This is a genomic window from Ruegeria sp. CDSB029 (assembly GCF_059611125.1).
Genome location: NZ_JBXWOX010000005.1, coordinates 143,699 through 156,062, shown reverse-complemented (window position 1 = coordinate 156,062; position 12,364 = coordinate 143,699). Strand labels below are relative to the sequence as shown.

Here is a 12,364-nt window from a genome sequence, read left to right as displayed (position 1 = left end):
TCATTTGGGAAACTTTAACTTTTGCACCTATGCGACCTTTGGCGATCAGCGCCGAGGTCGAGCGGTTCGGATCAACAGAAGAAAGACAAAAACCGATCCCAGCGATGTCGTGACAATACCAACAGGCAGCTCTTGCGGGGCAAGCAACAGACGGCTCAGTATATCCGATCCTGTAAGCAACGCTGCCCCAACAATGGCGGCGGTAGGCACAAGCTGGCTGTGCAATGGCCCTGCGATACCGCGCGCGATGTGGGGAACCATCAAGCCGACAAAACCGATCACACCCGCAACGGACACAAACACAGCAGTCGCAAGAGCGGCCACGAAGAACATCCGGAACCGCAAGCCTTGAACGGGCACACCTAGGGTGGCGGCCGTCAAATCACCAGTCAGCAGCGCATCAAGCCAGCGGCTGCGGTACATCGCATAGGCGAGGATCAATGCTAAACCTGCGCAGACCAGAGGGAATGTCTCCCACCGGGCAAGACCCAAACCCCCAAGCATCCAAAAGATAACAGAATGGGCCGCACGGCTGTCGCCCGCGAAAATCAGATAATTGGTAATAGCTGAAAACAAAAACGAAACTGCAAGCCCCGCGAGGATCAGTTTTTCGGGCGCGCTTGTGCGCAGCCCATGAACCAAAGCCAGCACAATGCCTGACGCGACAAGCCCTCCAAAAAACGCGGCCAGTGGCAGGGTCCAAAAGCCCAGCACATCTCCGGTTACTGTAATGACAAAGACTGCTCCCGCCGCAGCGCCAGAGGACAGGCCGAACAGAAACGGGTCCGCCAGATCGTTGCGTGTGGTGGTTTGCAGGACAACGCCGACGATGCCCAGCCCGGCACCGATCACGGCGGCAAACAGCGCGCGTGGTAAGCGCAGGTCAAACACGATGCGGTGGAGCGGAGACATTTCCCCTTCCACCATCCCCGTGCCCAATAAGACACCCGCCAGTGCGTCAGAGGCCGGAATGGATGTGGTCCCGTAGACCGTCGAGGTTAGCAAAAGGGCGGCCAATACAGCCGCCCCCAGCAAGAGTGTAAGGCCAAGTCGGCCCATATCAGTTCAGGCCCGGGTGCATGGCTTTGGCCATCTTCGAAATTGCTTCGATATTTGCCGGTCCGGGTGTCAGTTCCTCGTAGCGCAGACCAATCCAGCGTTCGTTCTTGACCGCGTCCGTCTGAGACATCACGGGATGGTCCTTTAGGAACTTGAAGGTATCTGCGGCGCCATTTCCAGTTTGATAATCAAGTAAAACCAGGAATTCCGGGTTCGAAGCGGCAACAGCCTCCCACGAGGAACGTCCCCAGCTGGTGTCCATGTCATGGGTGACGTTCTCGCCGCCAGCGGCAGCAATCATCGCGTCGGGAATGGCAAACTTACCAGCCGTAAACGGGGCATCGGCGGGGCCGTCCAGCAGGAAAACGCGGGGCTTCGGCAGGTCGGCCGTCTGTGTTTGAATCGCGGACAGTTCCTCTTTCCAGCCGGAAACCAGCTCTTCTGCCTTGTCTTCAACGTGCATTACTTTGCCCAAGCGAAGGACGTCGGTGAACAGCAAATCCATGCTGGCTTCGGGGCGATCCTTATCCAGGTGTACGCAGCTTTCCGTCAGGATCATCGTTTTGATGCCAAACGGCGCAAGCGTGTCGGGGGTCACGTCACCGCCCGGCTTCATCCCATAGTACCAGCCCGCAAAGAAAAGGTCGGGTTCGACCGCGACCAGATTTTCTACTGTTGGATACTTGGGCGCAAGTTCCGGGATGTCGCCGCGCAAGGTTTCAAACTCGGGGCTGGTTTTGTACCAGCCGGTGATGCCCGTCAGGCCCACGATCTTGTCCTGCAAACCCAGTGCAAAAGCCATGTCGGTCATGTTAATGTCGTGCACGACCAGCCGCTCGGGTTGAGTTTCAAACACCATCGGCTCGCCGCAATTGTCGACGGTGATCTCGCGCGCTGTTGCGGCACTTGCAATGCCGCTGATCAGTGCAGCGCACCAGAGAGTTTTGTTCATGTTACTTTCCCTAGTTTGAGGTAGTGGTTCTTCGGATATCCAGTGCCGGGATCATGCGGCCTTCATGCTGAAAGCTAAGAAAATCGACACCGAACGTTTCACGGACCCTTTCGGGTGTCAGCACTTCGTGCACTGGGCCGAAACCGGTCAGGCGTGTGGATTTCATTAACGCGACATGGGTCGCGAATTCCGGGATCATGACCAGATCATGGACGATCATGACCACCGTAATGCCCAGCTCAGCCACCAGCGACAGCATGCGTCCCTTGGCGTCCGGGTCCAGATGGTTCGTCGGCTCATCCAAAAACAGCAGCGACGGGTTCTGCGCTAACGCCCTTGCGATATGAGCGCGCTGGCGTTCCCCCCCGGATAATACGGCCATCCGCTTGTCAGCGAGGGCAACCAGTCCGGTCAGTTTCAGGATTCGGGCCAATTCCAAGGCGTGCTCAGCCGCAGATCGATCGGCGCGGATCGGGATTTGCCCAAGGGCCACGTAGTCGCGCAGAAACAAACGCCCGTCCGGCGATTCCTGTTGACTGACCACGGCGATCATTCGGGCGCGGTCCATCGCCGAAAGCTGCCGAAGGCTGCGCCCCTTTACCAAAACGTCCCCCAGCACAATCTCTTCACCGCCGCACAAAAGATTCAGCAGCGTTGTCTTACCCGCACCGTTTGGGCCAGCAATTGCCAGAGTTGCCCCTTCATTCAGTTCGAAATTGACGTTTTGCAGCAGTACGTCGCCGTTCAGGGCGTAAAACTCCAGCCCGCGCGCCTCAAGGAAAGCTCCGCAGGTCATGCGCTTGTCTCCAGTTTTAGCCGTGGCAGGCGCGCCAGGGTCTTTTCAAGAAGGGCAGGCGGGCGCTGCGATGCGTTGGTCCACCCGTCGGTGCTGCGGTGGTATTGATGCGCAAATTCGGTCAGGGCGTCCACGTCCTCAGCCGATTGGATGTCACCGAAAAGGTACTGCGCTTTGTCTATTGCCTGAAACCCGACGGTTGTGGGTCGACCGCAACCGGCCATGCAGGAAACGCTGCGGATGCCAAAACTGGATGGAAGCTTGCCTGCAAGCGCAGCGCGCAATGAACCCGCCCGGTCAGAACCCTCGCAGGTCTCGCAAATCAGAAGGAAGTGATCAGTACTGATCGACATGGCCCACTCCGCCTGTTGCCAAGCGCGGACAGAAGGTGCCAATCATGTCATCACGTCTTAGACGTGTCATAAAGCCTCCTTCCAGGACGCCCCGCCCCGGGTTGGTTGAACATCGGATGGTAGGTCTCCTGACTTGCGGGTCGTGGCTTGGCCATCCTTCCCGACCCATTTGGGGTCAGTGGGTATTTGGCGTCGCTCACCGCTTACAGTTGCGGGGGCAGTCACGGACTTGGCGCTTGTTGGCAACCTCACCGTATTCCCTTTTCATCCCTTGGCGAACCATAGGGAACCATCGCGGTGATGCTTGCCCGAGTTCCGATTTTGGGTCAAGCGATAATACTCAGCGCCCTACGCACAGAGGTCATTTGTCATTTGCCAACGATCTGACTACGCTGCATCGCAGAAATGTAGGGGCAAAGGTGGATATGTTCTGGTTCCGGGGGGGGCGAACATCCAATGTTTGAAACGACGAACGCACATTCAAAAACAAAGCCAGGCAAGATGAAAATTCAAGAAAACAGAACCTATTCTCAACTGAAGGTAGGCGACAAGGCGCAGGTCACCCGATTGTGCACCGTGGACGACTTGTACGCGTTTGCCTCGGCTTCGGGCGACCACAACCCGCTGAACCTGGCAGCCTATGACGGTGATGGAGATGGGCGCCCCGAGGCTGTCGCGCCCGCTTTGTGGCCTGCTGGTCTGGTGGCCGCAGTCATTGGGAACATCTTGCCGGGGGCCGGTACGCAAACACGTCGGGCGGATCTGAGTTTTCATGCTTCGGTTTTGGCAGGCGAAGAACTGACTGCCTTTGTGGCTGTTACAGAAAAGCGTGAAGACGGCGACCTGACCTGTTCCGCCGAAGTGCGCCGGGTCGGGGATAACGCATTGATCCTAAGCGGCACCGTACAGGTCACGCCACCATCGCGGCATTTGACCTTCGACTCGGTCGAGGTACCGGGACTGATCGTTCAGCGTCACCGGCACTTCGACGCTTTGTTGGAAAAGGCACGTCCTCTGGACCCGATGCCCACAGCGATCGTCGCCCCGGAAGAGCCGAATTCGCTAGGCGGGGCATTGCTCGCGTTGGAAAACGGCATCATTACTCCGATTTTGGTGGGCGACCCGGACAAAATCACCGCCGCTGCCGCCCAGCTTGGGGCCGATTTGTCCGGAGTTGAAATCATTGAAGCGCGAGACCACGAAGTGGCCGCCCAACGCGCGGTCGGGCTGGTCGTTGAAGGCAAGGCCCGGATGTTGATGAAAGGTCACTTGCACACAGATGTCCTTCTACGCGCCGTTCTGCGCCGCGAAAACGGCCTGAGGACCGGGCGACGCCTGTCGCATGTGTTCGTGATGGACGTGCCAGGCATGTCTCGACCCATCATGGTTACAGATGCAGCGGTGAATATCGCACCGGATCTCGAAACCAAGGCCGATATCGTTCAGAACGCCATCCATCTTGCGCATTCTATTGGCATCGAGATGCCCAAGGTTGGTGTCTTATCAGCGGTTGAAACCATCAACCCGCATTTACCGTCGTCTATCGATGCCGCGCTGTTGTCGAAAATGGCCGAGCGTGGACAGATCACCGGCGGGCTGGTCGATGGTCCTTTGGCCATGGACAACGCGGTTGATCTGAACGCGGCGCGGACAAAAGGCATCACCTCACCGGTCGCGGGGGTCGCAGACATTCTGGTTGTTCCGAATATCGAAGCCGGCAACATGGTAGCCAAACAGCTGACATATATCTCTCATGCCGAGGCTGCCGGCGTTGTGATAGGTGCTGCGGCACCGATTATCCTGACATCTCGGGCAGATGATGATGCTTCGCGGCTGGCGTCTTGTGCTGTCGCGGCGCTGCATGCAATTGCTAATGAAAGCAAAATCCATGGCTGAACATGTTTTGGCGCTGAATGCCGGGTCGTCCTCGTTGAAATTCGCGCTTTACGAACTGGTCGAGGACCGACGTCCCAGTATGCGCTGGCGCGGTCAGATCGAGCGGTTGGGGGATGCACCACGCTTGTTGGCCCAATCAGCAGGGGGGCGGTCTGTCGACCGTCAGTTGTCTGGAGCCAAAACACATGACGAGGCCATCAGCGCGTTTCTTGAACTTACCCGCGAATACCTGCCGGACATTCACGTCCGGGCCGTGGGCCACCGCGTCGTTCACGGCGGGCCAGTCTATTCGGAACCTGTCGTGGTGGACGAGCACGTCTTTGATACGCTAAGCGGTTTCATTCCCTTCGCGCCTTTGCACCAACCCTACAGCCTTGCGGGTATTAAGGCGGCCGCGGCAGCCTTTCCGGGTACCACCCAGATTGCGTGCTTCGATACCGCGTTTCACAGGACACACCCTTGGGTGAATGATACCTTCGCATTGCCTCAAAGATTCTACGAAAAGGGCGTTCGCAGATACGGGTTTCACGGGCTAAGCTATGACTACGTCTCGCAAAAGCTGAAAGAAATTGCGCCGGGTTTGTACGACGGCCGCGTCGTCATTGCGCATTTGGGAAATGGCGCGTCGATGTGTGCGGTGTCGGGCGGCCGGGCCGTGGCCTCGACCATGGGATTTTCGGCGCTCGACGGTCTGCCCATGGGCACCCGCAGCGGGCAATTGGACCCGGGGGTCGTGCTTTACATGATGCAGCAAGAAGGGATGGAGGCAGACGAAATCGCTGAGCTTCTCTATCGAAAGTCCGGCTTGCTTGGCCTGTCCGGCATGTCCTCGGACATGCGCACCCTGTTGGCTGCTGACACTCCGGACGCGCGCAAGGCGATTGAGTATTATGTCTTCCGCATCCGCCGTGAACTGGGCGCCTTGTCTGCCGCACTGGAAGGCATCGACGCTTTGGTCTTTACCGGAGGCATCGGTGAAAATGCCGCCCGTATCCGTCAGATGGTTTGCGAAGGGATGCGCTGGATCGGGATTGATATGGACCCGAACCGAAATGCCGACAACGCTACGGTTCTGTCCACTGATTTCAGCCGGGTGCGTATTCTGGCTATTCCCACCAACGAAGAGATGGTGATCGCGCGTGCAGCGGCGAGAATGGCATGATCGCTTCTAATCCGGTTTGTTTTTTCCACGCCGCGCGTATCTGAGCAGAACGCCTAGAACCGTGCTGATAATATCGGGTGACAGCATCCCGATCGGATCGCGCTTTAGGCCTACGATTGCGTTGCGCGCCTCGGCGAAGTTGTCCCGGACTTCGTCCTCGATGTCGTGCAGCGCCATATCCCGCAATTCGACGGCAGCCGAAGTGTCACTTTCGGCGGTCATGGAATTTGCGACCAGTGCGAGGATCACGGCCAGAACAAGGTTCACCCCGGCCACTATGATCGCGGCCAGAGACTTTGACATGGTCTCGGACAGCCAAAAGAACCCGGCGACGTTCAGCATGATTACTGCAAGCCCAACGGCTAACCCGGCAGCAGCGTAAAAGCCTGTGCGTTTTGCCGCGACGGACAGTTGCCTTTGAGCAATAAGTCGCTCGGCTCGCAGGATGATCGAAATGTTGCGTGAAATGCGGTTCATGTTCGGGCTCCTACCGGGAACGGCCTAGAAGATAGCCAAGCGTGAAAATCCCAAGGGCGAATAGGATCGGCCTTTTATGTGGAAACTCCTCAAGCTCTGTCATGACTTCTTCTAATTGCGTTGACCACTCATCCAGGCTTTCGACAATTCCGTCCGTCATCGATTTGTGTGGATCAGCTTGTTTGCCGCTGTTCGAATCTGAGATGCTTTCTCGTGCGCTGGATTGTTCGGCCAGTTGACGCCGCAACTCTGCGACTTCGGCTTCTAGCTGTGCTTTGGTTACCATCACTTGGGTCCTTCGATGGTCGCGCAAAAATCAGGCTCGCGACTTTTTCCTTTGTCGAGGGCCATGTTAATTCGATTTTTTGAATTCGGGAAAGGGTGTTATCCCGATGCAGCGATCAGCACCCGGCCCGGATGTGATCAAGCCGGCGCACGCGCTTTCCGTTTATCAATAGTCCGATACCAGCAAGAAATCGGGCTTTGAGTTTTCTTCAATCGTTGCAAAGCGCGGAATGGGATCCTCGAATACATTATCGGTCCGGTCATCGTTGACAGTTGACACCTCGCCAATCAGGCAGTCGCCCTGTTCCGCCCAGAATGCATGCCAGATACCCGGCATCAGGGTTACGCTCTGACCGGGTTTCAGCCTTAGCAACTCACCAGGTTGGATGGTGACAGGGCAGTTGTCACTGGGAACAACCACCGGGTTATCCCGGTCTATACCGCCGTCCGGGTCCGAGGCATAAATCTCCATGACCAGATCGCCGCCGCCCCGGTTGATGATGTCTTCGGCCTTGATGATGTGGCGATGCATCGGGGAGAGTTGTTTGTCCCGAGAAACCAAAAGCTTCTCTGCATAAAGCATGCCGCGACCTTTTTTCAGATCCTGCACATCGCCATTGCGCAGGGTAAATAGGAACAGGCCAAGCTCATCAAACCGGCCTTGGCCGTAATCGGTAATATCCCACCCGAGGCCGCGGTCACGGATGCCTTGTGCCTGTGCGCTGCGCATTTGTTCCGGCGACCAGTTGGCAAAGGGGGGCAGGACGGCCCCGAACGAGCGAATGAAGGCCTCGGCTTCGGTTTTGATGTTGTTGATATCTGATCTTTTCATCTCGGTCCCTCAGGGGGTCAAAGTTCATGCGCCCAGGGCGGGTTTGCGCCAGCGCGGGAAACGGTGATGGCGGCGACGTCTGCACCTTTGGCCAACGCCGCGCGCAAGACGTCTGGGTCTAACGTCCGAAGATTGGCCTTGGTCAATCGACCTGCACGGTCCAACTCAGCCAGAACGCCAGCGTTGAAAGTGTCACCGGCACCCACCGTATCGACCACCTCGACCGCTTTGACAGGCACCGAAGTTTCGGACCCGTCCACCAGATATCCTGACGCCCCATCACTGCCGCGTGTCACGATAACTATGGAAGGTCCTGCTTGCAGTAGTAGTGGGACTTTCTCGGCCAGTGTTTCAGGCCCTGGAACGATCCAGTCCAGATCTTCGTCCGAGACTTTCACGATGTCGGATTGAGCGATCATACGGTTCAATCGTGTACGATACCGTGATTGATCCTTAATAAACCCGGGTCGGATGTTTGGGTCCAACATGACTGCTCGGTCTGATCCGTGGCGCTCCAGCAGGGCCGCGTAGGCGTCCGCACAGGGTTCACATGCAAGACTGATCCCACCAAAATACAAGGCGGATACAGTCGGCAGCTGTTTTGGCATGTCCTCAGGCAGCAACATGCGCCCAGCCGAGTTTTCGTCGACAAAGCTGTAGGTGGCGTGGCCGTCCACTAGCTGCACAAAGGCCAGTGTCGTGGGGCGATCCGATCGGATCACATGGCTTGCTTCCACATGGCTGGCTTGCAGCGCGTCTGCCAGTTGCTGTCCGAACATATCTGTCGATAAGCCTGTCAACAGACCCGTCGGCGCGCCCAGCCGACCCAAAGCAATGGCTGTGTTGAAGACGGCACCACCGGAATGGGGTACGAAACCTCGCGATCCAGAAACGGTTGGCTCGGCGATCATGTCGATCAGGGCTTCACCGCAGCACAAAATCATGCCGTGGTCCTTTCTGTAACAGGGTCAGGCGGTCAGTTTACCGCGCGAGCGCACTTTTACAGAAATTGTTAGCGCCAACAATGCCAAATTCATCTTGCTCGGACACATACAGGTTCATTGAACGCCGCAAGTCACTGAACCGCCCACCGGCGTTAAAGGCATCCCGGAACGCATCCTTGAACAGCCACCGGTTTTTCTCGGCGACACCACCCACAAGGAAAACACCTCCTGTCGGCATGTAGGCGACGGCCAGATCGCCCATAATAGCCCCAAGGTGGGTTTTGAACATATGCGCAGTTTTGACCGCAATCGGGTCGGATTCCGCCAGCGCGTCCTGCAGTATATCCTTGGCGCTGCGCCTTGGAGCATCGGTCTGTCCAGCAGCCATGCTGGCGGCTTGGTACAGAATGGGAATGCCGGTGCCGCTGAGGAACATTTCCGCTTCGAGCACTAGGCTGTCATCAAAGAAGCATTCGGGCGCGATATGGCGTGCCGCTTTGAAGACTTCGACCTCATCCTCGTGGCGTGGGGACAGCCCGACATGGCCACCTTCGCCTGACGCGGTATGGTATCGCCCCTGGGAATACAGCAATGCGCCTACGCCTAGGCCAGTGCCGGGGCCGACAACCAGCCGGGTTCCGACCGGCGGTGTCTCAGCCCCTTGCAGGACCTCGACATGGTCACCGGTGATTGCGGCGACCGACCAGGCGGCCGCGGTGAAGTCATTGATAACAAAGGTGTGTTGCGCGCCTGTTGCCTTGCCGATGTCGCTTTCGGACAAATCAAGATGCGCATTTGTCAGGCGGATTGTCCCATCTTTGACCGGACCTGCTCCGGCCGCAACGACGGCGCGTGGGTCTGTGCCAACCTCGTCACGAAGGCTGTGAAATGCATCCAGAAGCTCTTGCAACGACCCGGTTGGGTATTTGCGAAGGTCCGTCAGTTGTCCGTTCGAGATGACACCCAGTCGTGTATTTGTGCCACCGATGTCCGCGACAAGATTCCAGTGCTCGTGCATGGTTCCGGCAGGCTGAGCCATCGGCAGGGAAACAGACCCACCGGCCAAGGCCGATTTCAGCGCGTTGTACGAGGCTTTTGGCGTTCGTTCGAGCGTATCGAAATCGACATCAACCAACCCGAACCGCTTTTCATAGCCAAAGGACCACTCGTAATTGTCCAGCAGCGACCAGATGAAATAGCCCTTGACCGGAACACCTTCGTCCAGCGCCGTCTGTACCGCACCAAGGTGCTGGTTGAGGTAGTTAATGCGATCGTTATCTTGCTTGCGTTCCGGGCTCGCCATGCCGTTTTCAGTTACGTAAATTGGCAAGTCGCCCGTAAAATCGCGCATCGTACGGGTCAGAAAGCGGGTCAGGGCATCGGGTTCAATCTCCCACCCCATCTGTGTTTTGGGAAGCGGGCCGGGTACTTCTTCCAAGCTTGGCCATACGGTATCGGTAGGCGCGATCAGTTTGCGGGTATAGTAGTTCAGACCGCACCAATCGACGGGTGCACCAATGGTGTCAAAGTCGTCTTGCCAGCCGGACGGAAGATGAGGTTCCAACCCGTCAAGAACATTTTGCGGATAGGCTTTTTTGAACACACCACCTAGAAAAAACCGGTTGTAGATCCCGTCATAAAGATCAGCCGCCTTGCGCGCAGCTGGACTGTCATCGGCAGGTTCGGCCCATTCCAGATTGAACACAGCGCCCAGGTTGGACATGCCGAGGCCACGCATCGCCTCGATGGCGCGGCCATGAGCCAGCAGAACATGGTGCATCGCGCGAGCCGTGGCGCGGATGTCGCGCATTCCAGGCGCGTGATGTCCTTCAAAATGGCTCAGCCAACTGACACACCATGGCTCATTGATTGGGGCGACGCTGTACATACGGTCGCCGATGCGGCCCATGATGACCTCAGTGAAATCGGCAAACCAGCTTGCGATATCCCGGTTACGCCAGCCGCCCAGATCAGCAAGCGGAGAAGGCAATTCCCAATGATAAAGGGTCGCACAGGGCCGAATGCCGCGTTCCAACAAGGCGTCGGCAAGTCGGTCGTAATAATCCAGACCCGCCTGATTAACGGGACCACGTCCTTCAGGCAAAACGCGCGCCCAGCTTGTCGAGAACCGGTAGCAATCAAAACCCGCGTCCCGCACCAGATCGAAATCCTGTGGAAAACGGTTCAGGTGATCACAGGCCAGATCTCCATTCTCGTTTCGCACCACGTTTCCGGGTGAGGCCGCAAAGCTATCCCAATGGGTTTTCCCCGCGCCACCCTGTGCGTGGCCTTCTATTTGATAAGCAGAGGTTGCGACACCAAAGAGAAAATCTTTGGGGAAGTCCGAGCGAGTGTATTTCATTTTTCAGAACCTGTTTGGGGCGGGGCCGGTTGAGCCGCCAACTACCAGTTCGGCCTCCAGCAATCTAGTTTTCACCGGGTCTTCCGGAGATTTAATGCGTTCGATCAGCATTTCAGCCGCCATTTCTCCGGCCCTACGTACAGACGATCGTGTAGCGGTGAAAATCGGTACGTCCTGACCGTTCTTCAGATAGGAAAGATCGTCGTCATGGGCGATGACCGAGACATCCTTGCCCATCTTCAACCCCGCTTCGTTGAGTGCACGGCGCACACCGATCGCGGAAATCATAGAGGCTGTCAGGATGGCCGTAGGGGGGTCATCCAGGCGAAGCATATCGCGGGTTTCATGGTGACCATAAACCTCGGTCATCTCGGCGCTGCGCATCAATTCCGGGTCGGGGGACAGACCTGCCTCATGCAGGGCTTCAAGATATCCGTCGCGGCGACGTTGAGCGAAATCCATATCCTCAAGCCCGTTGATCAGGGCAATGCGACGATGCCCAAGGTCGATCAGAAACCGGGTGGCGCGCAGGAACGAGCTTTTGTTGTTCACGTCGATCCAGTCATAGGGCACGTCCACCCCGGTTGATCTGCCATGAACGATAAAGGGCACGCCCATTCTGGTTAGGACCTCGATCCGGTGTTCGTTGACCTTGGGGCCTTGCAATACAATACCATCGACCGCGCCACGCTGGAAAAGACTGCGATAGGCTTCCTCGATCGAGGTGTCATCTGCATTGGTGAACATCATGTCATATCCATGATCCGAATACTTGCGTGCAGCACCGGCGACAAAATCACCAAAAATCGGGTTCACCATTTCATGCTGGGATGAGGAGGGAATCACGTGCCCAATCACCATCGAGCGCCCTGTTGCCAACCCCTTGGCCCGGCTGTTCGGCCAATAGCCATGCTTGGCAGCGGCGGCTTGAACGCGCAGGCGCGTATCCTCGTTCACCTCGGGGTAACCATTCAGCGCGCGGCTGACAGTGGTTTGAGATAAACCAAGGATTTCTGAGAGCTGCTTTAGATTCATCTTCGCCTCAAAGCGCCTTCAAATTTGATCATTTTCAGATTTGCGGGCGCTTCCCACCCGACTGCCACATCTTGCTGACACTGCCCTGAATATTAATAATATAGGCAACAGTAAACAGATTATTGACAAAAATTGAATGTTAGCGGATAAAGTGCACTATCCAAAGCGCTTTGAAAATGAGTCTCAAAGGCGCGAGCAAAGTTGGGAGGAA

12 protein-coding genes, 1 pseudogene and 1 riboswitch are annotated in these 12,364 nt (G+C 56.9%); of the genes and pseudogenes, 2 read left to right on the top strand and 11 right to left on the bottom strand.

Annotated elements, in window-relative coordinates; translation table 11 throughout:
- Positions 1-45: 45 nt before the first annotated feature.
- Genes AC2FI8_RS08115 through AC2FI8_RS08100 form a run of 4 tightly spaced genes read right to left on the bottom strand, consistent with a single transcriptional unit; the run spans position 46 to position 3,160 of the window.
- On the bottom strand, positions 46-1,059 hold the full coding sequence (locus tag AC2FI8_RS08115; protein ID WP_282119344.1) for a FecCD family ABC transporter permease: 1,014 nt from the start codon (positions 1,057-1,059) through the stop codon (positions 46-48).
- 1 nt (position 1,060) lies between these two features.
- Complete coding sequence (locus AC2FI8_RS08110; RefSeq protein WP_496778337.1) at positions 1,061-2,011, bottom strand: ABC transporter substrate-binding protein; 951 nt, start codon at positions 2,009-2,011, stop codon at positions 1,061-1,063.
- A 10-nt stretch (positions 2,012-2,021) separates the two neighbouring features.
- Positions 2,022-2,807: an ABC transporter ATP-binding protein gene (locus tag AC2FI8_RS08105; protein WP_496778334.1), complete on the bottom strand. Its 786-nt coding sequence runs from the start codon at positions 2,805-2,807 to the stop codon at positions 2,022-2,024.
- Positions 2,804-3,160 (bottom strand): DUF1636 family protein, encoded by a 357-nt coding sequence (locus AC2FI8_RS08100; protein WP_496778332.1) that lies wholly within the window; start codon positions 3,158-3,160, stop codon positions 2,804-2,806. The genes AC2FI8_RS08105 and AC2FI8_RS08100 overlap by 4 nt, the downstream gene beginning before the upstream one ends.
- A 101-nt stretch (positions 3,161-3,261) precedes the next feature.
- Positions 3,262-3,467, bottom strand: a riboswitch (cobalamin riboswitch).
- Positions 3,468-3,661: 194 nt separating this feature from the next.
- Between AC2FI8_RS08100 and AC2FI8_RS08095 the strand changes: the two genes are divergently transcribed.
- Both AC2FI8_RS08095 and AC2FI8_RS08090 read left to right on the top strand, forming a co-directional pair.
- Positions 3,662-5,056, top strand: a complete 1,395-nt coding sequence (locus tag AC2FI8_RS08095) for a bifunctional enoyl-CoA hydratase/phosphate acetyltransferase (RefSeq protein ID WP_496778330.1) — start codon at positions 3,662-3,664, stop codon at positions 5,054-5,056.
- Positions 5,049-6,218: an acetate/propionate family kinase gene (locus tag AC2FI8_RS08090; RefSeq protein ID WP_058272065.1), complete on the top strand. Its 1,170-nt coding sequence runs from the start codon at positions 5,049-5,051 to the stop codon at positions 6,216-6,218. Before AC2FI8_RS08095 ends, AC2FI8_RS08090 begins: the two co-directional genes overlap by 8 nt.
- A gap of 6 nt (positions 6,219-6,224) precedes the next feature.
- Here the strand turns inward: AC2FI8_RS08090 and AC2FI8_RS08085 are convergent, their stop codons facing one another.
- The 7 genes and pseudogenes from AC2FI8_RS08085 to AC2FI8_RS08055 form a co-directional block, all read right to left on the bottom strand.
- On the bottom strand, positions 6,225-6,695 hold the full coding sequence (locus AC2FI8_RS08085) for a phage holin family protein (protein WP_496778327.1): 471 nt from the start codon (positions 6,693-6,695) through the stop codon (positions 6,225-6,227).
- 10 nt (positions 6,696-6,705) lie between these two features.
- Entirely contained in the window at positions 6,706-6,981 is a 276-nt protein-coding gene (locus tag AC2FI8_RS08080) for a hypothetical protein (RefSeq protein ID WP_496778325.1), read from the bottom strand.
- A 165-nt stretch (positions 6,982-7,146) separates the two neighbouring features.
- Entirely contained in the window at positions 7,147-7,812 is a 666-nt protein-coding gene (locus AC2FI8_RS08075) for a D-lyxose/D-mannose family sugar isomerase (RefSeq protein WP_496778323.1), read from the bottom strand.
- A 17-nt stretch (positions 7,813-7,829) separates the two neighbouring features.
- Complete coding sequence (locus AC2FI8_RS08070) at positions 7,830-8,756, bottom strand: carbohydrate kinase family protein (RefSeq protein ID WP_496778321.1); 927 nt, start codon at positions 8,754-8,756, stop codon at positions 7,830-7,832.
- Between the two features lie 37 nt (positions 8,757-8,793).
- Positions 8,794-9,774 (bottom strand): glucokinase, encoded by a 981-nt coding sequence (locus AC2FI8_RS08065; protein ID WP_496778524.1) that lies wholly within the window; start codon positions 9,772-9,774, stop codon positions 8,794-8,796.
- A gap of 42 nt (positions 9,775-9,816) precedes the next feature.
- Positions 9,817-11,118, bottom strand: a pseudogene (locus tag AC2FI8_RS08060) (GH1 family beta-glucosidase); the annotation flags it as partial.
- A gap of 3 nt (positions 11,119-11,121) precedes the next feature.
- A complete protein-coding gene (locus tag AC2FI8_RS08055; RefSeq protein WP_058276651.1) occupies positions 11,122-12,153 on the bottom strand; it encodes a LacI family DNA-binding transcriptional regulator in 1,032 nt (343 codons plus the stop codon).
- Positions 12,154-12,364 lie beyond the last annotated feature (211 nt).

Excerpts from the sequence above, each read along its gene's own strand:
- AC2FI8_RS08115 (WP_282119344.1), bottom strand. The coding sequence starts at position 1,059 with ATGGGCCGACTTGGCCTTACACTCTTGCTGGGGGCGGCTGTATTGGCC.
- AC2FI8_RS08110 (WP_496778337.1), bottom strand. The coding sequence starts at position 2,011 with ATGAACAAAACTCTCTGGTGCGCTGCACTGATCAGCGGCATTGCAAGT.
- AC2FI8_RS08105 (WP_496778334.1), bottom strand. The coding sequence starts at position 2,807 with ATGACCTGCGGAGCTTTCCTTGAGGCGCGCGGGCTGGAGTTTTACGCC.
- AC2FI8_RS08100 (WP_496778332.1), bottom strand. The coding sequence starts at position 3,160 with ATGTCGATCAGTACTGATCACTTCCTTCTGATTTGCGAGACCTGCGAG.
- AC2FI8_RS08095 (WP_496778330.1), top strand. The coding sequence starts at position 3,662 with ATGAAAATTCAAGAAAACAGAACCTATTCTCAACTGAAGGTAGGCGAC.
- AC2FI8_RS08090 (WP_058272065.1), top strand. The coding sequence starts at position 5,049 with ATGGCTGAACATGTTTTGGCGCTGAATGCCGGGTCGTCCTCGTTGAAA.
- AC2FI8_RS08085 (WP_496778327.1), bottom strand. The coding sequence starts at position 6,695 with ATGAACCGCATTTCACGCAACATTTCGATCATCCTGCGAGCCGAGCGA.
- AC2FI8_RS08080 (WP_496778325.1), bottom strand. The coding sequence starts at position 6,981 with ATGGTAACCAAAGCACAGCTAGAAGCCGAAGTCGCAGAGTTGCGGCGT.
- AC2FI8_RS08075 (WP_496778323.1), bottom strand. The coding sequence starts at position 7,812 with ATGAAAAGATCAGATATCAACAACATCAAAACCGAAGCCGAGGCCTTC.
- AC2FI8_RS08070 (WP_496778321.1), bottom strand. The coding sequence starts at position 8,756 with ATGATTTTGTGCTGCGGTGAAGCCCTGATCGACATGATCGCCGAGCCA.
- AC2FI8_RS08065 (WP_496778524.1), bottom strand. The coding sequence starts at position 9,774 with ATGCACGAGCACTGGAATCTTGTCGCGGACATCGGTGGCACAAATACA.
- AC2FI8_RS08055 (WP_058276651.1), bottom strand. The coding sequence starts at position 12,153 with ATGAATCTAAAGCAGCTCTCAGAAATCCTTGGTTTATCTCAAACCACT.